This is a genomic window from Ensifer sp. GW821-FHT05G01 (assembly GCF_059419585.1).
In genome coordinates this window covers 78875-103893 of record NZ_JBWKSC010000008.1, presented here as the reverse complement: position 1 = coordinate 103893, position 25019 = coordinate 78875, and the positions used below count along the sequence as shown (strand labels likewise).

The following is a 25019-nucleotide window of genomic DNA, read 5'->3' as shown; positions in this document are numbered from 1 at the left end:
TCATTCTCCATTAAAGTAATGCGGCATACACCTGAGCATAGTACCAGCCGACAAATACAAGGGCGATGCCGCTCGCCAACTGAATTGGGCGGCCCAACAAACCAAGCCGAGTGAAGCGCGTCGCGGTGCTTGCGACAACCCCCGCGAGGAGAAACGGTAAACCCCGACCGATGCCGAAGAAAAAGGCCAGCAATACGCCGAGTTTCGGCGCGCCCGAAGCTGCGACGATCGTAAACAGAAGCAGAAGCGGAGCCACGGAAGTACCAAGGCTGAACACTAGGCCGTAGCCGAAAGCGCCCGCCACGCCGGGGCGGCGCCAAGCCGTCAGCTTGTCGAATGGGAGGCGAGGTCGCCAGAAGGCAAGCCCTGCGGCTGCGAATGAAAGAATAGCCATAACAAGCGCCCAATTGCGGCCGAACGACTCCGTCGCCAATGCGCCGAGTTGACCCGCAAAGAGACCAAGCGCGGTGAGGCTTCCGACGATTCCGACGAAGAAAGCACTTGCGATTGCAAGTCCGTCGTGACGACCTCCGGTGTCAGATGCTCCGGCCATACCCGCAACGCTGAGCCCAACAGGCAATGTGCACGGACAAACCGCGCTCGCCAAAATACCCGCGAGGAACGTGGTGCCTATTGCGGGTAGTAGTCCCCCTCCAGCGAGGCCAGGTTGGATCGACTGCAATGCGGACTCCAACGTCATTTCGCCTCCACCGGGGTCCCAGCTTGATATCCGAGTGCGTTGACAGCGGCGACGATGCGGTCAGGCGAAACACGTGCGGGGGCATAGGTCACACGCATGGTCCTGGCCGCCAAGCTCACCTCGACATTAGATACGCCATCGATGTTCTTCACAGTTCGCTTGATCGTCGCGGCACAGCTCACGCACGACATACCGGTCACTGGCACGACCATTGTCGTTCCAGTAGCCCTATCGGAAGCCGAGCTTATAGAGATCGCGAGCGAGAACAGAAAAGAGAGGAGCAACGCGCCAGCTGAAAACAGGATTCTCCAACGGACGTGAGACAGCCCGGACGGTCGGCTCGTGTTCGTCATGTGATGTTCGCCTTTCGTCGTAACGCACCAAGTGCAGCTGCTCCGCATTTTTTGAGATTCTGCCATCCGTACCGTAGTCCGGAGTCAATAGACCTCGAATGTCGCATGCCAGGGGCACGGCGCCTCGCCCTTCAGCTGCTCCGGACTTGAACTACCTCAGACCGGAACAGACGGATGGACATCGCGGCCAACCCCAGCTCGACCATGGTGAAAAGGCCCAGTGATACTTCGAAGCCAAAGCGGAGCATCTCACCAAAGATCAAGCTGCCCAGCCCCATGCCGACGAAGAGCATGAAGACGTTCAGCCCCATGGCTTGCCCAGGCCGCTTACCACCGAGCGAGGTGACAATCCCGCCGAAGAGCGGCTGCGTCATGTCGTAGCCAAGAGAGAGAAGCATCGCCACCACGGGCGCGAGGATCAAGGGAAAGCCGAGGATCAGCAGCGCGGCTGCGACGGCGCTGAGCGCGAGACCAAGGGGCAGCAACCTGGCGCGGCCCCAGCGGTCCGCCGCACGGCCGATCATCGGCCCGAGCAGGAAGCCCGGCACGCCGTATCCGAGCAAGGCCAAGCCGACGCCGACTGGTCCGACGCCGTGTCGCTGTTCGAAATACACGCCAAGCCACGTGAAGACGCCGGAGTGGAACATCGAGTTGACAAGGACATAGCCGTATGTGCGCTGACCCCTTGGCGTGCCGAGGAGGCTCTTGTAGCCGCGGAAAAGATCGCCGAACGTGCCCGCGACCGGCTGCACCGCCGCAGCAATGATGCGGCGATAGGGCAGGAACAGGAGCAGGATACCCGCTCCAGCCGCTCCTACTACGAGAAACAGCCCTTGCCATCCGACGAAGGGAACGAGCATCGCGCCCGCGGGTGAGCCAAAGGCCATCCCGCCGGCCATGGCGCCAAACAGCCAGCCTAGCGGGCGCCCACGCTGCTCATAAGGATAGAGGCGGCCGACGAGCGCGAGGCCGAGCGGCACGACGCCACTGGCGCCGAGCCCGGTCAGGACCCGCCAAAGGGCGATCTGTTCGATGGAGGCGGCCGTCGCCGTCAAAGCTGTGAGTATCGCAAACGCCGCCAGCGACGCGAACATGACGCGGTGGATGCCCAGGCGATCCGCGAGAAGCCCAAAAACCAGCGTCGCGATTCCGTAAGGGATCAGATAGGCTGGCACAATGAGCCCGACTCTCTCGACCGACGTCCCGAAAGTATTGGCGAGCATCGGTATGATGGGCGCGACCATGAAAGCTTGAAAGAAGATGACGAAGGTCGCCGCCGCGAGCATCCGAAGCAGGCGCTCGCGTTCATTGTTTTGTGAAACATCCATCCCACTCATGTCCTTGTAACTTGCAGTTGCCATGTCCGTGCCTCACGCCGTCTGGATCGCGTCCGCCACAACGGGGCGGCCGACACTCAGTACCGCGTCGAAAAAGAGCTGCGGTCGACCCCACAGCGAATTGAAGAAGATTGCGGTGACACTGACGGCCATCGCGACCATGGCCCATACCGGATAGACGAGACCCGTCGCGGCGATCGGAATTCCGACGCCATTGAACAGGAAGGCGAGAGTCACATTCTGGAGCATCTTACGGTAGCTTCTCCGGCTGATGTGGCGCGCGACCGGAACAGCATCGAGACGATTGGAGAGGATAATGATGTCGGCTGACTCGATAGCGATATCCGTGCCACCACCCATGGCGATGCCAACATCCGCTTGCATGAGAGCGGGGGCGTCATTGATACCATCGCCAACCATGGCAACCCTTGTGCCGCCGACCTGAAGCTGCCGCACGATCTCGGCTTTACCGTCGGGCAACACGCCAGCATGAACAACGTCGATGCCGACCTCCCTCGCGACCTTGTGCGCGGCACGCTCGTTGTCACCTGTAAGCAGGACAAGCTGGAGTCCATCGGCCCGCAGTTGTGCGACGGCCTCCACTGCTTCCGCCTTCAGCTTATCGCCGAGGCCAAGCAGTCCGAGTGCCCGTCCTCCCCTGCCGACGGCGATCACCGTTCGGCCAGCCTCCTCAAGCGCCACGATCCGGGCCTGTAGCTGCGCTAGGTTCACCCCCCGTTCAGCCAGGAAATTGGGGCTTCCGACGAGAACCTCCTCACCGCCGATTTTCGCAACGATGCCTTTGCCGGGCACAGCCTCAAAGGACTCGACGTCTGGCGGGACGGTACCTCGCTCAAAAGCCGCAGTGACCACTGCTTGAGCGAGCGGGTGTTCAGAGGAAGCTTCTGCCGCTGCCGCCAAGGCGAGCAACTCGTCCTCTTCGCCATTAACGGCCTCAATCTCAAGAACCGCAGGCTTGCCCTGAGTGAGCGTGCCGGTCTTGTCGAGGACAATGGTCTTCACCAGACGGAAACCTTGGAAAGCTTCGCCCGTGCGCATAAGAACGCCCCGTTCGGCTGCCTCGCCAGCACCGCGCACTATGGACAGAGGTGCGGAAATACCCACCGCGCAAGGATAGCCCATTACAAGCACGCTCAACCCAGCGAAGATTCCCCGTTCTAAATCGACTTCGCCGAATACGATCCATGATCCGGCCAGCCAACCGACAAGGGCGAGCGCGGCAATAACGAGAACCGTCGGCGTGTAAACCTGAAGAACCCGGTCGACGAGATGTAAGAGGCCGGGTTTGAGTGCCCGAGCGTCCTCGACCTCGCGGATGACCTTATGCAGGAAGCTACCCTCGCCGACGGCTCGCACTTGAACGAGCAACGTGCCATTGCCATTGATCGAGCCGCCGATCACCGCGTCGCCTCTTTTTCGCTCGACCGGGATCGGTTCGCCGGTGACGAAGGACTGATCAACGGCCGAATGTCCGCTAGCTACCTCACCATCGACTGGTACGCGCTCGCCAGGACGAATACGCACGAGATCGCCGATCGCCACCTCCGCGATCGGCAGCTCCAGCTCCTGGCCATTGCGCTCGACCCGCGCCGTTTCTGGCTGAAGATCGAGGAGCTGCTTCACCGCCTGCGAACTGCGAGTCTTGACGATTAGCGAGAGCCATTCGGAGAAGATGTGGTAGGTCGTAACCATCACTGACACGGCGAAAAAGGCTGCCGTCGGGTAAGCCGCGGGGGAGAAGATGAACCCGATCATGCCGCCGATGATGCCGGCAAAGGCGCCCGTCTCGAGCAGGACATGCTGATTGAGGATGCCCCGGCGCAGTGCCTGCGCTGCCATCACCAGAATATGGCGTCCGATGCCGAATACCAGAATGACGGCCATCGCGGCGACCAGCCACGGAACGGCCGCAACGAACCAGGTCTGCTCTTTGACGAGCATCAGCGCGAGTGCGGCGATGCCCAATCCACCCGATCCGAGGATCGCCGGAGCGAGGCCCCGTGCTCGCAGGACGAGGAACACCAACCCGATGAGGCTGAAAAACACCACGCCATGGATGGCCAGGGCCGTGATTCCCATTGGGTTCGTTATTAGAGCGATCGCGAGGAGACTGAACGCAGTTGCGATGAGAAAACGGCGGCCTTCGCGGACGAGCTCGCGCTCCTCCTCTTCGAAGGGCCGAACCTTGCGCGGATCGGAAATTGTGTAACCGATGTCGCGCAGGATTTTCAGCAGCGCCTCGGGGCGGGCGACGTTCGGATCGTATTCGACCAACGCCTGCTCATGCGTGAGACTTACCGCGACCTTGTCGACGCCTGCTTGGCCACCAAGCGCCTTTTCGATCGTTCCAGTGCAAAGCGAGCAATGCAGACCACCAATGCGAGCGCGTATCCTGGCCCGATCGGGTCGGCTCGCAGGCTCCTCGCTCCAAGGCTGGTTGAGTGACGCAATCGCTGTAGCCGTGTTCATGCCCTGACCTCCGGTCCAACGTTTGCCGGCGGACTGCCGACCTTATCCAGTTGAAACCGAGTCTACGCTCCGTACCAATCTACGGAGTCAAGCGGGCATTGGCGCGTTATTTCTGCCCGGCTCACGAGCTGCGCCTTGATCTCGGCGAATAAGCCGAAGCCGATTGACCAGAGGCCAAGGGCGACGAGCAGCAAACCGATCCAGAGCGGTAGTAGTCGCGATAATGCACAGCCAATCCAGCGCGCGCCGCGCAGACGGGATGAGGACCGCTGCCCTCGGCGACGACAAGGCAAACCCGAAAAGACCCAACGAAACAAAGCCAGCCGAATGGCTTGCACCGCTCACGCCGCCTGCTGCAGCCATACCCAACAAGGCAAATATCAGCAGCGCAGCGCACGCTGGAATGTTGAGGCCAAAGAACAGACCCAAGGCGACCGAACCACGCGACCCAGACAGGCCGCCGAGGCCGGGCCCAAGTGAAATCTTTAGCGATCCAGCGCAGCGGAAAATGTATAAGAGTCCGATTGCGAGTTCAAAAGCTCCCAGCTCGGTCACTGATCTTGAGCCGGAACCTGGTAGCCTGCTTTCTTGATCATCTCGATAAGCCGGTCTTCCCTGACGGTTTGCGGATCGAAGAGAATGCGGGCCTGGGCGTCTTTGAAGGAAACATCGGCGCCGCGAACGCCCGCCTCAGAACTCACGAGGGCCTTGATTTTCTGTGCACAGCTGTTGCAGTGCATACCTTCGATTTTTAGCGTGACGGACTTCATTTGATCTTCCTTCGTGTTCGGGTAGAGGGCATTTGGTTTTCAAGCTGCTCCCCGTCCTGAAGCGCCTCCAGAATGGTGCACCCCTTCAGCGCCCCCCGGCCAGGGCAGTCCGCAATCACTTTCTCCAGCGCTTTGCGGATCTTTTTGAGCTCCATGATTTTCTCATCGACCTCGTCGATCTTCGACGCCGCCTTCTGGCGCACATCGCTGCAATCGGCCACAGGATCGGCCCGAAGCCAAAGCAGCTCTTGGATCTCGCGGAGAGAGAAGCCAATCTGCTGCGCTTTTCGGATGAATCTGATCCGCCTCACGGTCTCGGCAGAATAGTGTCGATATCCGGTGTATCCCGGCTTCTCCGGCTGATCTATCAAGCCGCGCCGCTCATAGAATCGGATAGTTTCGACGCCGACTCCCGCCTCGTGAGCGGCTTTGCTGATCGTGAACGCTTGCATCATTATCTCCCGACGGCGGTGGTTTCCATGCAGATAATGGCTCTCGCAGATATGGCGTTAGAGAGTATTAGATGCCAACTTGATTGCCGAATTCGGATCTTCCACGAGCTGTCCATCTCGAATGTGGATGACCCGATCAGCTAGCTTGGCCAATTCTTCTGCATGTGTAACCACAATGACTGTTCTTTCGCGCGAGACCTCTTGCAGGAGCTCGTAGATGAGCTTGCCCGACCGCGAGTCGAGATTGCCGGTGGGTTCGTCGGCGAGCACCAAGCGCGGCTCGTTGGCCACGGCGCGGGCTATTGCGACCCGCTGCATCTCACCGCCGCTCAACTCGCGCGGACGATGCTTTAGGCGGTGTCCGAGCTGGAAGCGCTCGAGCAAAGCCTTCGCCCTAGCGCTCCTTTCCGCGGCACTGACACCGTTGAACTCCATCGGCAGGGCGACATTCTCCAGCGCCGTAAGATTCGGGATCAGGTTGAAAGTCTGGAAGACGAAACCGACTGTCTTCCGGCGAAAGCGAGTCAACTCGCCGGACGAGAGCCTTTTCACAGCTTCCCCGGCGACGAGCACCTCGCCGCGCGTCGGCCGGTCCATGGCGCCCATCAGATGCAGGAGCGTGGACTTGCCGCTTCCGCTTGGGCCGACGATTGCGACCATGCCCCTCTCCTGGATTTGGAGGTCGACATTTGCGACGGCATCGACGACTTCGCTGCCCTTGCGATAGGATTTTGAGACGTCGCGGAATTCGATCAGTGCACTATTCATGTTTCATAGCCTCTAGCGGAGAAAGTTTGACCGCTTGCCAAACGCCGTAGGCGCTGCCGATCACCGCCGCGAGCACGGCAATGACAAGGACAAGGGCGAGAGCCGAAGCCGAAACATTGTTGTTGATCGCCAGACTCTCGAAGAGCGGCTTGTAGTGGCTCGGCAGGAATGGGCCGATGCTCAGCGCGAAGAGACGTCCGGTAACCATCTCTCCGACGCCGCGGAAAAGCAAAAGGCCAAGGAACCCGCCAAGGAGGGTCAGAGCGACGGCTTCGGTGAGGAATTGAGCGGTAACGCCGCCATTGCTCGCTCCAATTGCCTTCAGCGTGCCGATCTCGCGTGCGCGCTCGCGCACCATCATCAGGAGTACGAAGAACACCACGATGACCATTAGCGCGACCGCCAGGATACCGCCCACGCTGGTGAGCTGCGTGACGGTCTCGCTGGTCGTGGCCGTGAAGACGGCGGCGCTTTCGGGAACGAGAATATCCGCGACGTCGCCGACTGTTTCTCGCAGGCGCTGCGCCACCAGAGGAACGTTCTCGACGCTATCAACTTTGACGAACAGCCAAGAAATGCCCTGGTCGGTTCCGTAGATCGAGCGGAACGTCTCGATCGGCATGAAGAGCTGCAGATCGCCGAAGATATACCCGCTGGCATACATGCCGATGATCCGGAGCTCCCGCTTCGGCCGATCCATGCCGTAAATGGCCGGATGGGTGCGGGTCGGATCGATGGTGATCGTCGCATCGCCGATCTGCGCGGGCGTGATGCCGGCCCATTTCGCATAACCCTGGCCGATGATGGCGACGTCCTGTCCGGCGTCCTCAGGCATGAATTCCCGTCCAGCGATGATCCGCGGATTGCCTGCCTCGCCGTGCGACTCAAGCCGCTTTACCGCGTTGGTTGCGAGACCGACATGCATGACAAAGTTCGGCGGCGTGATCGGCGCCATGGCAAGGAGATACGGCTCAGCATGTTCGACGTGCTCGATCCCGCGCACCTTCTCCAGCGTATCCTGCGGCAGAAGGCGATCCTGGCCGACCATGTTCACATGGCCCATCGAGCCGCGGCCGCGAAGTTGCACGACGGTGTTGACGTTCTCATTCATGATCGTCGTCTGCCGCTGCATCGCGTCGCCGATCGAGTACATGGCGAGAAGCAGGAAAAAGGGGATGCCAATCAAGATTGCGACAAGGGCCAGGCGGACCTTGTTTCGAAGGAGATTGCGCAAACCCAGGATGATCATGCCCATGAGGCCTCCTCAGTTGTTCTTCATGGCTTGGATCGGGCTCAGCCGGATACCCTTGACGATTGGATAGAGGCTGCCGAGCGCGGCGAAAACGAAGCCGCCCAGCAGAATCAAGAGCAGCGTGTTCTGGTCGATGCTGAACTCGAGGTGCAAGGCCGCCCGAAGAACCGCTCCAAAGAGGGCTGCCATCATCACCGCGCCCAAGGCTGCAAGTGCCGTGACAGCGAGAACCTCGGCGAGGAACTGCTTGACAATCTCCCAATTGGAGGCGCCGATCGCCTTTAGCGTCCCGATCTCATTGATCCGTTCCCGAGTCGCCAGAACCATGATGAAAACAACCAGAACGCCGCCGATTGCGAAAAGCAGCAGCGACCCGTAGAGCGTTGCGGCGGCCATGCTGCCGAGGGTGGTTTTGGCCGTCGAGACCTGCTCGGCGGCGGTGACAGCATCCACGCCGGGCAATTGCTGAAGATCGTCGGCGACGGCCGCGACATTGGCGATGGAGTCGACCCGGACCCGTATCTTCGAAAGCTTGTCGCCAGGATTGTAGATGCGCCGAAACGCCTCCAACGGAACGAAGACGTGGTTGTCGCCGAAATCGTTACCGGTGGCGTAGATGCCGACCACTTGTAGCGGTCGGTTTTGGAGGGTGATTGTCTTGCCCTGAAGTGCGGCGCCGCTCGCCAGACTGATCCCAAGGCGCTCCCGGGCATAAACCTGGCCCACGACGGCGACTTCCCGAGCAACGTCCTGCGCGCCTAAGCCCCGTCCCGCGACGATCTCTGCATTCTCGTAATCCACCTCGCCGATCGCGCGCATTGGTGCGCCCGGCTGCAGTCCGATGATCATCGCATAGGCATTTGGCCTCGACGGATCGACCTGAGGCGCATGGATGTACTCCTCGACCTTCACGATATGCTCAGCGCTGGGAACGCGCCGAATCTGCTCAAGGGTCGCCACCGAGAACTGATCTGCGCCAACCGGCTTATCGCCTCCGAATCCCCCGGTGCCGAAGGCGCCGGCTTCGCGCAGTTCCACTACAGTCCGGACGTTCGCTTGAAGGCTTTCGAGCTTAGCGCGCGTCTGAAAGGCGCCCTGAACCATCACGGCGAACAGGCCAATGATGATGGCGAGGAGAAGAACTACGACCCCGGTGCGGACTCGCGTTCGGAAGGGATTTCGGAGCCCTCTCGTAACTGCGCTCATTCTCTGCTCCTCGGGCCGGCAAACGTCCAAAGAACGCACCGGCGACTCTATCTTTTGAAACTCTAACATCCGTACCTATCTACGGAGTCAATGGCCATCCTCTGGCGCGATCAGACGGGCGCCAGCCTGACAGATGGTTTGGTCCTATCTGAGGCTCCGGGGAGAGAGGCGAGACGTGCCCAATCAGTTCATCCCAGATCAGCGTTCAATTAACAGGCCGCTGAAGAACATTCGTGGGCGGCTCGTTTCACAGATGTCCGCGCACAACGCGCACCACTGCGGCGCGGCGCTTATACCCCCATGCCTGCGTCGCGTCGCGGACCCTACAGGCTGGACCATAGTACCGAGTCAGGTTCGAATGACGGTTGGCGATCGGCCAACGCAGAGCCCCGCCTTGAACCACCCAACGCTCCTTGAACGCGAGTTGATTTGGGCCGATTCAAAACATGTAGTGAAGTGAGACGAGCAGAGTCTCACTGCGTCGTGGACGGACTGCCACTTCGTGGTCAACCATCAGACGGATATTGAGTGTGCCAAGGGGATAATAGTTGACGCCGTAGCGATATATTTTGCGGGCCGATTGGCTCGAAAGCACCGCATCCTCATAACGAAGCATTTCGAATTGAAGCTTTGGCTCGACCCAACCATCCCGGATGGCGCGAGGGGCGGATTCGCTGGCGGCTAGATACCGACCAATCGGGAAGGCGTAGCCCGAAGTGAACGAGAAAGACTGCGAGTCGAAATTCTGTTCGCTCTCTGCGAAAGCTTTGCTGTATTGCCAGTAGGCGTAAAAGCCCTTTCCTACGACCGCTTGGCCCACGTTCCAGGTGATTTCCCTTACCTGCGACCTCGACGCTTCGCTGAGACCTTTCTCGAACTTGCCCGATGCCCAACCGGCTTTGAAAAATGTGCTCCAAGGCGAATTCTGTAAATCTGTCTGCGCGGGAAGCGGCAGGGGCCATTCGCCAGTTGCAAACCACACCAACCGACCCTCGAGAAGAAAGCCATCATTGTCGTTGCCAAGCTCGCCGTTCTGGATTCCATTGCCGTTCACAAGCGCCTGTTCGTAGAGCACGCGGCCGTTGAACGGCGACAGGACGACGTTGATGCCACGGTCCCTTGCCTTGCGCTGCACGGGTCCGGCTGCACGAGGTTCGGTGACGAAAAGTGATGTCCGCGCGCTCACGGCCGGCCGGTTAAGTGGAACGCGAAGCTGACCCGCAACGACCCGCACTCCTCTCATGACATCGAATGTCACGGCCGCATCGTTGAGTTCGACCTCCTCTCCGGGGCCGGGAAAATTGACTTCGATGAAGAAGTGCGTGCCATTAATCGGGCTTCCTTCGACGCTGACTTGCGCCTCCCGCAAGCGAAACTCGTTCGCTGGCTCTGCACGCGGATCCGAACGGCTGATCAGTCCGCCCTGGATTAACCCCTTCCAAAGTAACGGGGAAGTGGATGCTGGCTTTTCCTCGGGTCGATTAGAACCCTTTGCCGCCTCCTCCGCAATTTCCTCGGATTGAGACCCTGCTGCGCTTTCAGTAGCACCATGAGTTTCTACTGTCGCCACAGTCTGGTCCTGGGCGGCCGCCTCCGAGGCATAACCGAGCACAGCGCCCCCCAGCAGTATGGAAATCGCTCTACAAAGCCTTTCGTGTGGGCTCGGAAAAATCACGTGCTGGCGACCACGGACGTGGCAACACTCGGACCCTCTTTGCTAGCTCGGTACTTGATGATCGCCTGGGCACCCTTGAGCTGCGGAAGAAAGACCGACTGACCATCCTTCATCAGCTTCACGTTTCGGGTCACCTCAACGACGATCCGGCCCGCGTCGCTTGCGGCTGGTTGCACAGTTAAGGTGCCTTCGCAGGTCCCCGGCTTGTCAGGCGTCGGAGCACATAGGGTAAGCTTCGCATCGGTTACAGTACCTCGAACTTCCCGCTCCTCGCCCACCATCGTGAACCTCTGTCCCGACTCGGATTCGCTACAGCCCATGAGCGGAATTGCTGCCAGCGCGGCGAACACGACCGGCCGCATCTTGCTGATCCCAATTTTTCGCACGTTTATGGTCCTCCTCGTTGAGGACGCAGCTTACCCTCCGGACTATAGTACGGGGTCAAGCACCTATGATCTGTGGCCGACGGCCAGTTTCACCTAGCCTTTTTCCGCCTCTGCAAGAGCCTTCAGCGCCTGTTCTCTCGATCGGAGCCGTTGAAACGGCTCACTCACCGTCGAGGTTGTTCTTCCAGAACCCCCGCTTGTGAGGATGATGAACACCTCAGATATCCAATCCAGGCGACATATCCTCCTGCCAGAGATAAAAGCATTCCGAGCGCCATCTTCATGCCCGAAGCGCCCAGCACAGGTGCGGCGAAGCCCGAGACGAGTGTCATTATGAGGGTTTGAACAAACCCCTGCATAGACGCAGCCATGCCGCGGTTCTTCGGGAATAGGTCCAAGGTCAGCAAAGTGATACTTGGCGTGGCGAGAGACATCCCAGTCGTGAAGAGCATGAGAGGCAGCACTACCCACGGAATAACAGGCGGGAAGAAAGCGTTGTACGACAGATTCAGCACAACGGCTCCCGCCATCACGAGGAAGCCATAAGCGACCGTACTGGCGGGTTGAGATCGTCCGGCGAGTTTGCCGGAAAGGTACGCGCCGAAAATCACACCTGACATCGCAGGGATGAACAGCCATCCAAACTGGTCTTGCTTGAGATTTAGATACTGAATGACAAATATCGGGGCAGCCGAAACGTAGACAAAGAAACCGACGAAGTTGCTGCCCAGTGCAAGCGAAAGCATCCAAAACGGACGAGACTTCAGAACAGAGCCATAGCTTCGCGCCAGTTGCGCTGGCCGCATGGATGCTCGCTTCGCCGGCGGCAGGCTTTCTGGCAAATAGAAGTAGCTGGCAATAAGCTGAACAAAGCTGAACGCCGCCATGAAAAGAAACACAGACTGCCAGGGAAACCAATTGTGTAGCCATCCTCCGAAGATGGGCGCGAGAGCCGGTGCGAGACCGAAAATCATGGTGATGTGAGAAAGTAATCGCTGCGCTTCTGGCCCTTCCAGACGGTCACGAACGACGGCTCTTCCCACAACGCTCCCAGCGCCGACTGACAGCCCCTGTATTAGGCGGAACAAGATCAAGAAGGCCAACGACGTGGAGAGCGCGCCTCCAATCGAAGCGACCAGGTAAACCGTCAGGCCGATAAGAACGACCGGCCGTCGGCCGAAGGCGTCCGACAGCGGCCCGTGTAGCAGCATCATAAGCCCGAAGCCGGCCAAATAGACGCTCAGAGTTTGTTGCAGCTCTAGCTGTGTGACTCCCAGGCTCACCATCAGCACTGGGAAGAACGGCATATAAGTGGAAATCGAAAATGGACCCAGCATCGTATAGCTGCCGAGCAACCAAGTTAGCCACGTAACTTCCGCTTTCTTCGTATTCGCAGAATAACCATTATCGTTAGCACGCATTTTGGATCCGGTCTTTTGTGAGCGAATTTGGTCGCAAGTTAAACTCTGTGCTCAACCGGATCCTCGCCTCGTATGCAACAGACGTTTCATGCGTGCGTGGCAGGAAAGGGTTCGGCGTACGCCGATTCAGTTAGGCGAAGGATTCAGCGACTTCTGCGTCGCCTTACCGCTCCCTTCCAGGCTAAGCCCCAGTGGACAGAGTCCTACTGGTAACGTCCGGACCATGGTCCAGTGTCAAGCTCGCGCCGTTCGCCGCTCAGAAAGCTCCGGCGGAGAATGACGTGCCTTTCTGGGGCACAGCGATGTTGGTGACGGATCAATCGACCGATGTCTCGCCGAACAGCGTCTCGATCAGCGGGCATTCCGGCAACGCACCGTCGGCGCATTGGGCGACGACGTCCTTCAGCACCCGCTCCATGCGTTTCAGATCGGCGATCTTCGCTCGCACGTCGTCTAGGTGGGTGGCGGCGACGACGCGCGCTTCGACGCAGGGCTGGTCGCGCTCATCGACCAAATGCAACAGTTCCCGAATTTCGTCCAGGGAGAAGCCGAGTTCGCGGGCCCGCAGAACGAAGCGAAGGCGCTGCTCGTGGGTCGTGTCGTAGCTCCGATAGCCGCGCGCCGTGCGCGGCGGCTCAGGCAGAAGGCCGACCTTCTCATAATAGCGCACCGTCTCCAGATTGCAGCCTGTCCGTCGGGCAAGCTCAGCCCGCTGGAGGCCCTTCACCACGGCGTGATCGCGCATCGTAAAATACCTCTTGACCCTGTAGTGACTACAGACCGCACGGTACGGTACGTGTAGAATTTCGGCAAGGAAAGCGAGGTCGGATATGGTTGCATCGCGACATGGAACAGCAGGGATAACGCCGGCCGCGGCGGACCTACCCGCATCTGAGCGGGAAGCAGTCGGACGGCAGCGTCTGGTTGCCGTCGGCGGCATTGTCGGCGCGCTCGCCGCCTCCTCGTGCTGCATCGTCCCGCTCATCCTGTTCAGCCTCGGCATCGGCGGGGCCTGGATCGGCAATCTGACGGCGCTTGCGCCCTATAAGCCGCTCTTTGTCGCCGGGACGGCAGGCCTCCTCGGCTACGGCTTCTACCTCGTCTACTGGAAGCCAAGACGCGCCTGCGCCGACGGTTCAGCCTGCGTCCGCCCGATACCCAGCCGTTTTGTTCAGCTCGCGCTCTGGATCGCGACGGTGCTCGTCGTGACTGCTTTCGCCTTCGACTACATTGCCCCGCTGCTGCTCGGCGCCTGAGACAAAGAGGAGTTTCACCCATGAACAAGTATTTGAGCGCGCTCGCCCTGATCGGCTCCGTCATCGTTGCTCCGGCCACATGGGCCGGCGAGCGCACCATCACTTTCGCTGTCGACAACATGACCTGCGCCTCGTGCCCCTACATCGTGAAGAGCTCGATGGCGGCGGTCCCCGGCGTTGCGAAGCTGGCTGTCTCATTCGAAGCCAAAACCGCGACCGTGACCTTCGACGACACGAAGACGAACCCCGACGCCATCGCGGCGGCCAGCACGAAGGCAGGCTATCCGGCGCATCCGAAGCGGCAGGGCAGTTGAGGTGAATGACCCCGCCGCGATCTGAGCAAGGATGGCAGGCGCGCTTCTCGCCGAGCTTTGCTGTGCGGCGCCGCTTCTCGCTGTGCTTCTGCCGTTGGCCGGTCTTGGCGTGCGGCTGACACAGGCGGGTCTGCTGGTGTTTCCCTTTATAGTCGCCTGCGTCGGTCTTGTGGCGTGGGGTGTCCACCATCACCGTGTCAAAGCCGGGCGCTGCGAGACGAAGGCTGACAAGGAAGGCGTGAGGCCATGACCGACTGCTGCGCATCCTCCTCGACCCGCAACAAGGTTGCGACGTCCTCACCCGCGACATGGCCGAGCTTTGCCGTGCGGCCTGGCGTGACCTTTCCGGACTGGTCGGTGGTCACATCGCCGGCGGTCAGGGACGCGCTGCTGGCCATGGTCGGCTCCAACAATGTACTCAACCGCTGGAGCGGCTACGATCCCGCCGCCGATCGCGTGCGCGTCGCGCTGCTCCAGCTATACTCCGAAGACGGACGCGCCCCGACAATAGGCGCGCTCGGTGAGCGCGCAGCGCTGAGCGAGTCCGCGATCAGGTCTGTGCTCGAAGAACTGCGCCGCCGCGACCTCGTCGTGCTCGGCGACGACAAGATCGTCGGTGCCTATCCCTTCACCGACCTCGATACCGGCCACCGGGTCACGGTGGACGGGCGCACGCTCAATGCCATGTGCGCGGTCGACGCGCTCGGCATCGGCGCGATGACCGAGCGCGATATCGCGGTCGCATCGCCGTGCCGGCACTGCGGCGCACCGGTTCGGATCACAACGCGGGACCGCGGCCAGGCCCTGGCCGATGTTGCGCCGGTGACGGCCGTCGTGTGGCTCAGCGTTCGCTATGAAGGCGGCTGCGCGGCGAACTCGTTATGCACGGCAACGTCGTTCTTCTGTTCGGACGAGCACCTCGCTGCGTGGCGTCAGGAGCGTCAATCCGATGAACCAGGGTTCCGGCTGTCGCTCACGGAGGCGCTAGAAGCAGGCCAGGCGATATTCGGACCGAGCCTTGCCGGTGTGAACGCCAGCGAGCGGCCGGTCGATCTCGCTGCCGCGGCGCAAGGCGCACTTCCAGAATCGGCTGACCTGGCATCGAGAAACGGGCCGACCCCAGGTCCGCGGTTTGCCCCGCCTAAGCGCAATGGCGGCGCCTATGACCTCGTCGTCATCGGCGCCGGATCGGCTGGCTTCTCGGCATCGATCACCGCCGCCGAACAGGGGGCCCAAGTGGCGCTCATTGGCAGCGGCACCATCGGCGGTACCTGCGTCAATGTCGGCTGCGTGCCATCAAAGACCCTGATCCGTGCCGCCGAGACCCTCCACAACGCGCGCGTGGCGGCCCGTTTCGCCGGCATTTCGGCCGGGGCCGAACTGTCCGACTGGCGGGGAACCATCCGCCAAAAGGACGCGCTCGTTTCCGAACTGCGCCAGGCCAAGTACATCGACCTGCTGCCGGCCCATAACGGCATCTTCTATCGCGAGGGGCCGGCGCGACTCATGAATGATGGTGTCGAGGTCGACGGCGCGCGCATTTCCGCTGGCAAGATCATCATTGCGACCGGCGCGCGGCCAGCGGTTCCCGCCATCCCCGGCCTCGACGCCGTGCCGTATCTGACCAGCACGACGGCACTCGACCTCGGAGAGCTGCCACGGTCACTGCTCGTGATCGGCGGCGGCTATATCGGGGCGGAGCTCGCCCAGATGTTCACCCGTGCTGGCGTCAAGGTGACGCTCGTGTGCCGGTCCCGCCTGCTCCCCGAGGCGGAGCCCGAGATCGGCGCGGCGTTGACGAGGTATTTCGAAGACGAGGGGATCACCGCGGTCTCCGGCATTACCTACCGCGCAATCAGGAAGACCGCGAACGGCATCGGGCTCATAGTTGCGCGCGACGGCCAGGATACGACGATCGAGGCTGATCAGGTGCTGATCACCACCGGGCGCACGCCCAACATCGAGGGCCTCGGTCTCGCGGAGCACGGGATCGCCGTCTCGCCGAAGGGCGGCATTGTTGTCGACGAGCGAATGCGCACGAACCGGGCCGGCATCTACGCTGCCGGCGACGTCACCGGTCGCGACCAGTTCGTCTATATGGCCGCCTATGGCGCCAAGCTCGCGGCCAAGAACGCCCTCAACGGCGACAGCCTGCGCTACGACAACGGTGCCATGCCTGCTGTCGTGTTCACCGATCCGCAGGTGGCGAGCGTCGGACTAACGGAATCTGCGGCGCGCGCGGCCGGGTACGCCGTCCGCGGGTCCACGATAGGTCTCGACCAGGTGCCGCGCGCGCTTGCCGCTCGCGACACGCGCGGACTCATCAAGCTTGTGGCCGACGCCGGCAGCGGTCGGCTGCTTGGCGCGCATGTTCTCGCGCCGGAAGGGGCGGACAGCATCCAGACCGCAGCGCTCGCGATCCGGCAGCGCCTCACCGTCGAGGACCTCGCGGACATGATCTTTCCTTATCTGACGACCGTCGAGGGTCTGAAGCTCGCAGCGCTATCCTTTAACAAGGACGTCGCAAAGCTATCCTGCTGCGCCGGTTGATGCAGATTCATGCGAGGCAACATTCGATTTCGAGCGCAAGGACTCCATCACCACGTCACCTGGAAGCGCACGTGCGCTGTCGATCCAGGCACGATGATGCTGTGGATGCCATCAATGGCGGCGCTCTCGCGGGAATCGGCGCCGCGTTCGGATCGGCGGCAGCAGACATACGAAAACGATAGTGACGAACAAGTTAGGAGAGACGAGTGGCGAACCGATACGACCTTGTCGTCATAGGGACCGGAACCGCGGCCATGGTCGCCGCGATGCGCGTACGCGCCGCCGGCTGGAGCGTGGCAGTGATTGACCACAGACCCTTCGGCGGCACCTGCGCCCTGCGCGGCTGCGACCCGAAAAAGATGCTTGTCGGCGGCGCCTCCGCCCTCGACCATGCCCGGCGCATGAGGGGCAACGGCGTTGCTGGCGACGTCCACATCGACTGGCCCGAACTGATAGCCTTCAAGCGCACCTTCACCGATCCGATTCCTGAAAGCCACGAACACCGTTACGATGAAAAAGGCATCAATACGTATCACGGACACGCGCGCTTTACAGGCCGGAACAGCCTGACAGTGGACGCCGAGAGCCTTGAAGCCCGGCACGTTCTGATCGCTGCCGGTGCCGAGCCGATAAAGCTGGGGATTCCGGGTGAAGAGTACTTCGCCACCAACGAAGACTTCCTGGCGATGGAGCGGCTGCCCCGCCGCATCGTGCTGGTCGGCGGCGGCTATATAGCGTCGGAATTCTCCCACATCGCCGCGCGCGCGGGCGCGCAAGTAACAATCCTCCAGCGTGGCGAGCGGATGCTCACGCACTTTGATCCGGATCTTGTCGGCTGGCTCATGGACAAATTTCGTGAAATCGGGGTGGATGTGCGCCTGCGGACCACTGTACAGGAGATCGAGAAGAAGGGTGCGGGCTTTGTCGTCCGCGCCTCGTCAGAAGGTAGAGACGCGACCTTTGAGGCCGACCTCGTTGTCCATTCGGCCGGCCGGGCGCCCGCGCTGGACGAGCTAGATCTCGAGGCCGGCGGCATCGCCACCGAGACCTGCCGGCTCAAGCTGAATGAGCACCTGCAGAGCGTCTCTAACCCGGCCGTGTACGCCGCCGGCGATGCGGCGCAGAAGGGGCCGCCGCTCACTCCTGTTTCCAGCCACGACGCCAAGGTTGTCGCCGCTAATCTTCTGGAGGGCAATCGGCATAGACCCGACTATCGCGGCGTGCCGAGCGTAGCCTTCACGGTCCCGCCGATCGCCGCTGTCGGATTGAGTGAGCACCAAGCACATCAGCAGGGCCTGAAGTTCCAAACGAAGTCCCAGAAAGCGTCCGACTGGTTTACAGCCCGCCAAGCCGCAGAGAAGACCTATGGCTTCAAGGTGATGGTCGAGGACGGCACCGGGCGCATTGTCGGCGCTCATCTTGTCGGACCGCACGCCGATGAAGTGATCAACCTGTTTGCCCTGGCGATCCGCCACGACCTGACGGCCGACAATCTGAAGAGGACGATGTTTGCCTATCCCACCGGCGCCTCAGATATCGGCTACATGCTCTAAATTCGGTGCGTACCACTCTCAAGCCGCCTCAGGTTTGGCTACACGGTAGCGGCCATAGCCAACTTTGATAAGCAGGCCCTCGTCACACATCCGGGTCAGGTAACAGCGGGGCACACCAATGTCCGAAAGATCACGCGTTCGCACCTCACCTCGCTCTCGAGCCAGAGCGACTGCGCGGTCTCTCAACGATGGCTTTGGCTCTCCAGCCAAACGTAGTGCTTCTGCGCGGTCCCGGTCACGTTTTCGCATTTGGTGCGGCTGTGGCGCGTCTCGGCGGAGCGCTATGGCGAATTCGTATTTCTCGGCTTCGTCGACTCCGGCGAGCCGGGCGCCGAACTCCCTGGCCGTCGGCTTTTCTTAAGATAACTGGTGGTGCGGGTGGCCGGGGTCGAACCGGCACTCCTTTCGGAACTGGATTTTGAAGGGAGTCGCGTCTTCCCCTCGCCCGCATCTGCCCGCAGTGACCTCAAAAAATCGCCCTCATTCACCGACGTGGCAACACCTATGCCGCGCCTGACCGCTGCTGTGGTCACTTGGCAAAGAGCGCAACCCCGCCGATGTGGCGTCGCCTGTATCCATTTTCCCGACACTCACCTGAAAGCGCTTTTGCGGAGGAAAATTGCGCAGCATTGATGTCAGTGCAGAAGCGTGAGCGCCCGGGCCTGGGTGATGAAAGTGGTGATCCGAAGGGACGCTCTTCGGACACATCGCCTACGCGCGATCGTCAACCTAGAATCGGCGACACGACCCTAGTCGTTGCGGCGGATGGAGGCAGAAATGGCAGAAAGCAAATTCCTTACTCCAGAAGAGGTGGCTGAGCGCTACCGCGGTGGCATTTCCGTTGGGACCCTCCGAAATTGGCGCGCCATGCGTCTTGGTCCGTCGTTCGTCAAAGTTGGTAAGGCGGTGCTCTATCCCATCGACGAGCTTGATGAATGGGACGATAAGAATAAAGTGCAGTGCCGTGCATCCAAACGACTCGCCGAACACTCCGGTGATCAGGCGTGATTATCATGATCGGGCACGAACAACCGATCCCAATGCGCGGCACCATCATCTCCCAACTTCCAGAATAATGGCGCGAAATCAGCAACTTGGAAAGCCAGCTGGCGTGGCGCATAACCATCCTTCCGGTGACCCGACACCGTCCCGCGCGGACATCGACATGACCAAGCTGATCGTCGAGACGGCCAAGCCGCTGGGCATCGCCGTGCACGATCACATCATCATCGGGAAGGATGGCCATGTCAGCCTGAAAGGGCTGCGCCTGTTCTAGCCGCGCAACCGACTTTCACAGCCATCTGGCGCGGCGGAAGAAGCGAAAAAGCGTCAGGCACAGCCCGATGATCACCGCCAACACGACGAAGTAGCCGTAGCGGAATTTCAGCTCGGGCATGTCGTCGAAGTTCATCCCATAGATCCCGGCAATTGCCGTCGGCACCGCCAGAATGGCCGCCCAGGACGCCAGCTTGCGGGAGATCTCCGTTTGCTCCGACTGCCCCATCATCAGGCTCGCTTCGAACGTGAAGGCCAGAACCTCGCGCAGGGCATCGATATCTTCCTGCACGCGGCGGACATGATCGGTCACGTCGCGAAAGAGCGGCTGCAACGCCGCGTCCATGCCGGGCAAATCGACATGCTCGTGCCGCCGGCAGACGTCGACCAATGGTACGGCCGCATTTCGAAGCCGGAGCAGATTGCGCCTGAGCAGATAGAGCCGTTCGATATCGTCCTTCTCCAGACGTTGGCGAAGCAGGCGATCCTCGAGCCGTTCAACCTCCTCGTGAATGGCCTCGATCACCGGCATGTAGTTGTCGACGATGAAATCGAGGATCGAATAGAGGATGTAGTTTTCGCCATGGGCCAGAGCTGCCGGCGAAGCCTCGCACCGCTGCCGGACGGCCATGTAAGAGGTCGAGGCGCCGTGGCGAACCGACACGACATAGCCGCGCCCGACAAACAGATGGGTTTCCCCGAAAGCGATTTCGTCTCCGACCATGTGGGCGGTCCGGGCGACGACAAAGATCGAATCGCCGTAAATCTCCAGTTTCGGCCGTTGGTGCGCCTTGCAGGCGTCTTCGATCGCGAGATCATGCAGATCGAATTCACGTTGCACCTGCCGGAGCAGTGCCGCATCCGGTTCGTGGAGGCCGATCCAGATGACGGTGCCGGGGCGGCTTCGCCATTTGCCGGCATCTTCCACGTGAATGTCCTGGATACGCACGCCGTTTTCGTAGACCGCGGCGGCGACCACGCCCTGCCGCTCTTCAGCATGGGGCCCTTCAGTCGTCTGCGAATTCCCAGATCTTTCGTTCGTCAGGTCCAGCGCCATAGAAAACCTCCCATGCCCGCATGAATTTCATGGACCGGTATGCCATTGGACCGTCGAGCATACGCGTATTTGCTGATATTCGCACCCAACAGGTTTCAAACTCGAAAACCACTTCATCAAACTGTGCGATTGACGGTATAGACGCATGCAAGCGACACTTTTCGCAGCGCACAACGATTCTCCCTTTTTGACGGAATTCTTATGAACCAGTTCGATCTCATCGTCGTCGGAAGCGGACCCGCAGGCCGCCGCGGCGCCATCCAGGCCGCCAAGCTCGGCAAGAAGGTTCTCGTCATCGAACAGGGAAAACGCGTCGGCGGCGTTTCCGTGCACACCGGCACGATACCTTCGAAGACATTGCGCGAAACGGCGCTCAATCTGTCGGGCTGGCGCGAGCGCGGCTTTTACGGCCGGTCCTACCGCGTCAAGGAAGAAATCAGCGCCGATGACCTGCGCCAGCGGCTGATCATCACGCTCAACCACGAAGTCGAGGTTCTCGAACATCAGTTTGCCCGCAACCGGGTGCAGCAGATGCGCGGCAAGGCGAGGTTCGTCGATCCAACGACACTCGAAGTCGTCAAGGACGACGGCGAGACCATGCTTGTATCCGGCACCAGCATCATGCTCGCCGTCGGCACCAAGCCCTTCCGCCCGGATTACATGCCGTTCGACGGCAAGACGGTGCTCGACAGCGACGAACTGCTCGATATTTCGGAACTGCCGCGCTCGCTCGTGGTTATCGGCGCCGGCGTCGTCGGCATCGAGTATGCGACGATCTTCAGCGCGCTCGACACGCAGGTGACGGTGATCGACCCGAAGACGACGATGCTCGACTTCATCGACAAGGAGATCGTCGAGGATTTCATCTACCAACTGCGCGACCGCAACATGAAGCTGCATCTCGGGCACAAGGCAGACACGGTTGAACGGCTCGACAATGGCAAGGTGTTACTGACGCTCGACAACGGCCGCCGGATCACCAGCGATATGGTGCTCTTTGCCGCCGGCCGCATGGGCGCTACCGACACGCTCAATCTTGCTGCAGCCGGGCTGGAAGCAGACAGCCGCGGGCGGCTGAAGGTCAATCCCGAAACCTTCCAGACCTCGGTGCCGAACATCTATGCCGCCGGCGACGTGGTCGGCTTTCCAAGCCTTGCCTCGACGTCAATGGAACAGGGCCGCATCGCGGCTCGCGTTGCCGTTGGCGCGATCGCCATGGAACCACAGAAGTATTTCCCTTACGGCATCTACGCCGTGCCGGAAATCTCCACCTGCGGCCTTTCCGAAGAAGAGGTCAAGGATCGCGGCATTCCCTACGAATGCGGCATGGCGCGCTTCCGCGAGACGTCGCGCGGTCACATCATGGGCCTCGATTCCGGGCTGTTGAAGATGATCTTCTCGTTGAAGACGCGTCGCCTGCTCGGCGTGCACATCATCGGCGAAGGCGCGACAGAACTGGTTCACATCGGCCAAGCCGTGCTCAATCTCAAGGGAACGGTCGAGTACTTCGTTGAAAACACCTTCAACTATCCGACGCTTGCCGAGGCCTACAAGATCGCCGGTCTCGACGCCTGGAACCGCATGGGCGAGATCAAGCCGACGGCGTGATATTCTGCAAGGCTCGGCAAGCCGGCCTCTGCCACTGCCACGCGAATCAGATAGCGTCGCGGTCCTGACCGTCTCAGGGCCGCATGCTTGGCCACACCATCAAGCCATCGGCCCTAGGCTTCTGTTTTGGTTCACCGCCTGGGCATCGCGCATCTCCCGGCGGCCCTTACGGTGAGCATTTGGCCATGTCATTACGCATCCTTTCCCTGAATGTCTGGGGCGGCAAGCTACATGCGTCGCTGATCCCGTATCTCGTCGAGGCGAATGCCGACGTTCTGTGCCTGCAGGAAGTCGTGCGATCACCCGAGACGACGTCCGGCTGGCTCCTTTACCGCGATCGCGATATTGAATTGCCACAGCGTGCCAACCTCTTTGACGAGATTCGGGCAGCCCTGGCTGATCACGACGGCTATTTCTGCCCGACGTCGAGAGGCGAGCTTCACGATGGCAACCGCATGGTCCATGCCGAATTCGGCTTGGCCACGTTCGTGCGCAAATCCCTTCCGGTCATCAGCCAGGCGCTCGACTTCGTCCACGGCGCGTTTTCCCCTGATGGCTGGGGCAAGCATCCGCGTCCGCGAAACGCCCATTGCCTCCGGATCTTCGACTATGAGGCCGGCTTTTCCATCACCATCGCGCAAATGCACGGCCTGCGGGCGGAGAACGGCAAGGGCGACACACCGGAACGGCAGGCCCAGGCGGATGCCCTGGTGCAATTGATAGGTCGTGTGTGGCCCGGCAACGAAAGGCTGATCGTCTGCGGCGATCTCAATCTCCTCCCCGATAGCGACACCTTCACGGTCCTTGGCAATCTCGGCCTCGCCGATCTCGTCACCGGCCGCGGCCATGCCGATACGCGCACATCGTACTATGGAAAGCCTGGGCGCTTCGCCGACTACATGCTGGCGACGCCGGATGTCGAGGTCGTTGGTTTCGATGTGGTGGCACATCCTGAAGTCTCGGATCACCGCGCACTGCTGCTGGATCTTCGGTAGAGAAAATCGCGTCGCTACTGCACGCGCCCAAACATCTGCACCCAAACGTCTGCACAACGGAAAAGGCCCTGCCGTAGAACGGCAGGGCCCCAGATTTTCAGGCAATCGAAGAAACGATTACTCGGCGCTGTCGTCAGCAGCCTTCTTCTTGGCCGGAGCCTTCTTCTTCGGAGCTGCGGCTTCTTCGCCTTCAGCGGCATCAGCCTTGGCAGCGGCCTTCTTCTTGGCCGGAGCCTTCTTGTCAGCCTTGCCTTCGGTTTCTTCGTCGTCAGCCGTCAGCTCTTCCTTGGAAACCGTCTTGTCGGTTACCGAGATCTCGGACAGCAGGTGATCGACGACCTTTTCTTCGAACAGCGGAGCGCGCAGCGAAGCAGCGGCGCCGGGGGTGTTCTTGAAGTAGTCGAGGATCTGCTTTTCCTGGCCCGGGAACTGGCGGAGCTGTTCGAACAGCGAACGCTGCAGTTCGTCGTCGCTGACCTGAACGCCGGCCTTTTCGCCGATTTCCGAGAGAACGAGACCGAGGCGAACGCGACGCTCAGCGAGCTTGCGGTATTCGGCGCGGGCTTCTTCTTCGGTGGTTTCTTCGTCAGCGAAGGTCTTGCCGGCCTGCTGCAGGTCGGTGTTGATCTGGCGCCAGATGTTTTCGAATTCGGCTTCGACGAGGCGCTCCGGCGTGTCGAACTGGTAGAGTTCGTCGAGCTGGTCGAGGATCTGACGCTTCACCTTCTGGCGGGTCAGCGAGCCGTACTGGCTCTCGATCTGGCCGCGAACGATTTCCTTCAGCTTTTCAGCCGATTCGAGACCGAGCTTGGTGGCCAGTTCGTCGTTGATTTCGATGTCCTGGGCAGAAGCAACGTCCTTGACGGTAATGTCGAAGGTGGCTTCCTTGCCGGCGAGGTTCGCTGCCGGGTAATCGGCCGGGAACGTCACGGTGATGGTCTTTTCGTCGCCAGCCTTGACGCCGACGAGCTGCTCTTCGAAGCCCGGGATGAAGCGGTTGGAGCCGAGAACCAGCTCAGCATCTTCGTCCTTGCCGCCGTCGAAGGCTTCGCCATCAACCTTGCCGAGGTAGTCGATGGTGACGCGGTCGCCGTTGGCAGCCTTGCCCTTCTTCGTCTCGTAGGTGCGGGCGCTTTCAGCGATGCGCAGGATCTGCTCGTTGACTTCGTCTTCGGCGATCTCGACGACTTCGCGCGTCACCTTGATGCCGCTGACGTCCTTGAGTTCGATCGCCGGGATGATTTCGTAGGCGACGGTGAACTCGAGGTCAGCCTCGGCGTTGAGGATCTTGTCGGCTTCGGACTCGTCCTCGGTCATCGCGATTTCCGGCTGGGTCGCCGACTTCTCGCCGCGGCCCGAAAGGATCTCGGTCGGCTTTTCACGGACGATCTCGTTGACGAGGTCTGCCATGATCGACTTGCCATAGACCTTCTTGAGATGCGCGAACGGCACCTTGCCCGGGCGGAAGCCGTTGATCTTCACACGGTCCTTAACTTCGGCCAGGCGCTCGTTCATCCGAGCTTCCATGTCCTTGGCCGGGATAACGACCTTGAGTTCGCGCTTCAGCCCTTGAGCGAGCGTTTCGATAACCTGCATGTTCA

25 protein-coding genes and 1 pseudogene are annotated in these 25019 nt (G+C 60.8%); 9 read left to right on the top strand and 17 right to left on the bottom strand.

Annotation, left to right across the window (positions count from 1 at the left end):
* Positions 1-10 precede the first annotated feature (10 nt).
* Together AC07UR_RS19885 and AC07UR_RS19880 are read right to left on the bottom strand one after the other, a co-directional pair.
* Positions 11-700: a cytochrome c biogenesis CcdA family protein gene (locus AC07UR_RS19885; RefSeq protein WP_494700080.1), complete on the bottom strand. Its 690-nt coding sequence runs from the start codon at positions 698-700 to the stop codon at positions 11-13.
* Positions 697-891: a heavy-metal-associated domain-containing protein gene (locus tag AC07UR_RS19880; protein WP_366246908.1), complete on the bottom strand. Its 195-nt coding sequence runs from the start codon at positions 889-891 to the stop codon at positions 697-699. Before AC07UR_RS19880 ends, AC07UR_RS19885 begins: the two co-directional genes overlap by 4 nt.
* Between AC07UR_RS19880 and AC07UR_RS19875 the strand changes: the two genes are divergently transcribed.
* The gene (locus AC07UR_RS19875; RefSeq protein WP_299978066.1) at positions 797-1021 is read left to right on the top strand and encodes a hypothetical protein; all 225 of its coding nucleotides are present in this window, start codon (positions 797-799) and stop codon (positions 1019-1021) included. The genes AC07UR_RS19880 and AC07UR_RS19875 overlap by 95 nt on opposite strands.
* A 163-nt stretch (positions 1022-1184) precedes the next feature.
* On the opposite strand, the gene AC07UR_RS19870 is transcribed toward AC07UR_RS19875, so the two are convergent.
* From AC07UR_RS19870 to AC07UR_RS19820, 11 genes are all read right to left on the bottom strand, one after another.
* Complete coding sequence (locus AC07UR_RS19870) at positions 1185-2414, bottom strand: MFS transporter (protein ID WP_494700079.1); 1230 nt, start codon at positions 2412-2414, stop codon at positions 1185-1187.
* 9 nt (positions 2415-2423) lie between these two features.
* Positions 2424-4880: a heavy metal translocating P-type ATPase gene (locus tag AC07UR_RS19865; protein WP_494700078.1), complete on the bottom strand. Its 2457-nt coding sequence runs from the start codon at positions 4878-4880 to the stop codon at positions 2424-2426.
* 551 nt (positions 4881-5431) lie between these two features.
* Positions 5432-5650 (bottom strand): heavy-metal-associated domain-containing protein, encoded by a 219-nt coding sequence (locus AC07UR_RS19860; protein ID WP_494700077.1) that lies wholly within the window; start codon positions 5648-5650, stop codon positions 5432-5434.
* The gene (locus AC07UR_RS19855) at positions 5647-6102 is read right to left on the bottom strand and encodes a MerR family DNA-binding protein (protein WP_494700076.1); all 456 of its coding nucleotides are present in this window, start codon (positions 6100-6102) and stop codon (positions 5647-5649) included. The genes AC07UR_RS19860 and AC07UR_RS19855 overlap by 4 nt, the downstream gene beginning before the upstream one ends.
* A gap of 57 nt (positions 6103-6159) precedes the next feature.
* Entirely contained in the window at positions 6160-6870 is a 711-nt protein-coding gene (locus AC07UR_RS19850) for an ABC transporter ATP-binding protein (protein ID WP_494700075.1), read from the bottom strand.
* Positions 6863-8125, bottom strand: a complete 1263-nt coding sequence (locus tag AC07UR_RS19845) for an ABC transporter permease (protein WP_494700074.1) — start codon at positions 8123-8125, stop codon at positions 6863-6865. The genes AC07UR_RS19850 and AC07UR_RS19845 overlap by 8 nt, the downstream gene beginning before the upstream one ends.
* A 9-nt stretch (positions 8126-8134) precedes the next feature.
* Entirely contained in the window at positions 8135-9328 is a 1194-nt protein-coding gene (locus AC07UR_RS19840) for an ABC transporter permease (RefSeq protein ID WP_494700073.1), read from the bottom strand.
* Between the two features lie 439 nt (positions 9329-9767).
* Complete coding sequence (locus AC07UR_RS19835; protein ID WP_494700072.1) at positions 9768-10940, bottom strand: porin family protein; 1173 nt, start codon at positions 10938-10940, stop codon at positions 9768-9770.
* Positions 10941-10999: 59 nt separating this feature from the next.
* Entirely contained in the window at positions 11000-11389 is a 390-nt protein-coding gene (locus AC07UR_RS19830) for a hypothetical protein (RefSeq protein ID WP_494700071.1), read from the bottom strand.
* Between the two features lie 164 nt (positions 11390-11553).
* On the bottom strand, positions 11554-12810 hold the full coding sequence (locus tag AC07UR_RS19825) for a multidrug effflux MFS transporter (RefSeq protein WP_494700070.1): 1257 nt from the start codon (positions 12808-12810) through the stop codon (positions 11554-11556).
* A gap of 316 nt (positions 12811-13126) precedes the next feature.
* Entirely contained in the window at positions 13127-13555 is a 429-nt protein-coding gene (locus AC07UR_RS19820; RefSeq protein ID WP_494700069.1) for a MerR family transcriptional regulator, read from the bottom strand.
* Between the two features lie 85 nt (positions 13556-13640).
* On the opposite strand from AC07UR_RS19820, the gene AC07UR_RS19815 reads away from it, so the two are divergent.
* Together AC07UR_RS19815 and AC07UR_RS19810 are read left to right on the top strand one after the other, a co-directional pair.
* A complete protein-coding gene (locus AC07UR_RS19815; RefSeq protein ID WP_494700068.1) occupies positions 13641-14066 on the top strand; it encodes a mercuric transporter MerT family protein in 426 nt (141 codons plus the stop codon).
* Between the two features lie 20 nt (positions 14067-14086).
* Positions 14087-14380 (top strand): cation transporter, encoded by a 294-nt coding sequence (locus AC07UR_RS19810; protein WP_494700067.1) that lies wholly within the window; start codon positions 14087-14089, stop codon positions 14378-14380.
* 197 nt (positions 14381-14577) lie between these two features.
* On the opposite strand, the gene AC07UR_RS19805 is transcribed toward AC07UR_RS19810, so the two are convergent.
* Complete coding sequence (locus AC07UR_RS19805) at positions 14578-14778, bottom strand: hypothetical protein (RefSeq protein WP_494700066.1); 201 nt, start codon at positions 14776-14778, stop codon at positions 14578-14580.
* Here AC07UR_RS19805 and merBA point away from each other — a divergent pair.
* Together merBA and AC07UR_RS19795 are read left to right on the top strand one after the other, a co-directional pair.
* Positions 14777-16930 (top strand): bifunctional organomercurial lyase/mercury(II) reductase MerBA, encoded by a 2154-nt coding sequence (merBA, locus tag AC07UR_RS19800; RefSeq protein ID WP_494700065.1) that lies wholly within the window; start codon positions 14777-14779, stop codon positions 16928-16930. The two genes, AC07UR_RS19805 and merBA, sit on opposite strands and share 2 nt — an antisense overlap.
* A 206-nt stretch (positions 16931-17136) precedes the next feature.
* Positions 17137-18483 carry a dihydrolipoyl dehydrogenase family protein gene (locus AC07UR_RS19795; protein WP_494700064.1) on the top strand — a complete coding sequence of 449 codons (1347 nt, stop codon included), beginning with the start codon at positions 17137-17139 and terminating at the stop codon, positions 18481-18483.
* An 18-nt stretch (positions 18484-18501) separates the two neighbouring features.
* On the opposite strand, the gene AC07UR_RS19790 is transcribed toward AC07UR_RS19795, so the two are convergent.
* The gene (locus AC07UR_RS19790; RefSeq protein WP_494700063.1) at positions 18502-18732 is read right to left on the bottom strand and encodes a type IV toxin-antitoxin system AbiEi family antitoxin domain-containing protein; all 231 of its coding nucleotides are present in this window, start codon (positions 18730-18732) and stop codon (positions 18502-18504) included.
* 528 nt (positions 18733-19260) lie between these two features.
* Here AC07UR_RS19790 and AC07UR_RS19785 point away from each other — a divergent pair.
* Together AC07UR_RS19785 and AC07UR_RS19780 are read left to right on the top strand one after the other, a co-directional pair.
* Entirely contained in the window at positions 19261-19491 is a 231-nt protein-coding gene (locus tag AC07UR_RS19785; protein WP_069611992.1) for a helix-turn-helix transcriptional regulator, read from the top strand.
* A 103-nt stretch (positions 19492-19594) separates the two neighbouring features.
* Positions 19595-19759: pseudogene (locus AC07UR_RS19780) on the top strand (JAB domain-containing protein); the annotation flags it as partial.
* Positions 19760-19774: 15 nt separating this feature from the next.
* Here AC07UR_RS19780 and AC07UR_RS19775 read toward each other — a convergent pair.
* Positions 19775-20815 (bottom strand): magnesium and cobalt transport protein CorA, encoded by a 1041-nt coding sequence (locus tag AC07UR_RS19775; protein ID WP_173419896.1) that lies wholly within the window; start codon positions 20813-20815, stop codon positions 19775-19777.
* Positions 20816-21016: 201 nt separating this feature from the next.
* Between AC07UR_RS19775 and sthA the strand changes: the two genes are divergently transcribed.
* On the top strand, positions 21017-22423 hold the full coding sequence (gene sthA, locus AC07UR_RS19770; RefSeq protein WP_173419895.1) for a Si-specific NAD(P)(+) transhydrogenase: 1407 nt from the start codon (positions 21017-21019) through the stop codon (positions 22421-22423).
* Positions 22424-22608: 185 nt separating this feature from the next.
* A complete protein-coding gene (locus tag AC07UR_RS19765; protein WP_209792324.1) occupies positions 22609-23418 on the top strand; it encodes an endonuclease/exonuclease/phosphatase family protein in 810 nt (269 codons plus the stop codon).
* A gap of 117 nt (positions 23419-23535) precedes the next feature.
* On the opposite strand, the gene tig is transcribed toward AC07UR_RS19765, so the two are convergent.
* Positions 23536-25014: a trigger factor gene (gene tig / locus AC07UR_RS19760; protein ID WP_173419893.1), complete on the bottom strand. Its 1479-nt coding sequence runs from the start codon at positions 25012-25014 to the stop codon at positions 23536-23538.
* Positions 25015-25019: the final 5 nt, after the last annotated feature.

Excerpts from the sequence above, each read along its gene's own strand:
- AC07UR_RS19855 (WP_494700076.1), bottom strand. The coding sequence starts at position 6,102 with ATGCAAGCGTTCACGATCAGCAAAGCCGCTCACGAGGCGGGAGTCGGC.
- AC07UR_RS19790 (WP_494700063.1), bottom strand. The coding sequence starts at position 18,732 with ATGCGAAAACGTGACCGGGACCGCGCAGAAGCACTACGTTTGGCTGGA.
- AC07UR_RS19765 (WP_209792324.1), top strand. The coding sequence starts at position 22,609 with ATGTCATTACGCATCCTTTCCCTGAATGTCTGGGGCGGCAAGCTACAT.
- AC07UR_RS19810 (WP_494700067.1), top strand. The coding sequence starts at position 14,087 with ATGAACAAGTATTTGAGCGCGCTCGCCCTGATCGGCTCCGTCATCGTT.
- AC07UR_RS19865 (WP_494700078.1), bottom strand. The coding sequence starts at position 4,880 with ATGAACACGGCTACAGCGATTGCGTCACTCAACCAGCCTTGGAGCGAG.
- AC07UR_RS19875 (WP_299978066.1), top strand. The coding sequence starts at position 797 with ATGGTCCTGGCCGCCAAGCTCACCTCGACATTAGATACGCCATCGATG.
- AC07UR_RS19775 (WP_173419896.1), bottom strand. The coding sequence starts at position 20,815 with ATGGCGCTGGACCTGACGAACGAAAGATCTGGGAATTCGCAGACGACT.
- merBA (WP_494700065.1), top strand. The coding sequence starts at position 14,777 with ATGGTCGGCTCCAACAATGTACTCAACCGCTGGAGCGGCTACGATCCC.
- AC07UR_RS19840 (WP_494700073.1), bottom strand. The coding sequence starts at position 9,328 with ATGAGCGCAGTTACGAGAGGGCTCCGAAATCCCTTCCGAACGCGAGTC.
- AC07UR_RS19820 (WP_494700069.1), bottom strand. The coding sequence starts at position 13,555 with ATGCGCGATCACGCCGTGGTGAAGGGCCTCCAGCGGGCTGAGCTTGCC.
- tig (WP_173419893.1), bottom strand. The coding sequence starts at position 25,014 with ATGCAGGTTATCGAAACGCTCGCTCAAGGGCTGAAGCGCGAACTCAAG.
- AC07UR_RS19815 (WP_494700068.1), top strand. The coding sequence starts at position 13,641 with ATGGTTGCATCGCGACATGGAACAGCAGGGATAACGCCGGCCGCGGCG.
- AC07UR_RS19805 (WP_494700066.1), bottom strand. The coding sequence starts at position 14,778 with ATGGCCAGCAGCGCGTCCCTGACCGCCGGCGATGTGACCACCGACCAG.
- AC07UR_RS19880 (WP_366246908.1), bottom strand. The coding sequence starts at position 891 with ATGTCGTGCGTGAGCTGTGCCGCGACGATCAAGCGAACTGTGAAGAAC.
- AC07UR_RS19850 (WP_494700075.1), bottom strand. The coding sequence starts at position 6,870 with ATGAATAGTGCACTGATCGAATTCCGCGACGTCTCAAAATCCTATCGC.
- AC07UR_RS19825 (WP_494700070.1), bottom strand. The coding sequence starts at position 12,810 with ATGCGTGCTAACGATAATGGTTATTCTGCGAATACGAAGAAAGCGGAA.
- AC07UR_RS19845 (WP_494700074.1), bottom strand. The coding sequence starts at position 8,125 with ATGGGCATGATCATCCTGGGTTTGCGCAATCTCCTTCGAAACAAGGTC.
- AC07UR_RS19785 (WP_069611992.1), top strand. The coding sequence starts at position 19,261 with ATGGCAGAAAGCAAATTCCTTACTCCAGAAGAGGTGGCTGAGCGCTAC.
- AC07UR_RS19870 (WP_494700079.1), bottom strand. The coding sequence starts at position 2,414 with ATGGCAACTGCAAGTTACAAGGACATGAGTGGGATGGATGTTTCACAA.
- sthA (WP_173419895.1), top strand. The coding sequence starts at position 21,017 with ATGAACCAGTTCGATCTCATCGTCGTCGGAAGCGGACCCGCAGGCCGC.
- AC07UR_RS19885 (WP_494700080.1), bottom strand. The coding sequence starts at position 700 with ATGACGTTGGAGTCCGCATTGCAGTCGATCCAACCTGGCCTCGCTGGA.
- AC07UR_RS19860 (WP_494700077.1), bottom strand. The coding sequence starts at position 5,650 with ATGAAGTCCGTCACGCTAAAAATCGAAGGTATGCACTGCAACAGCTGT.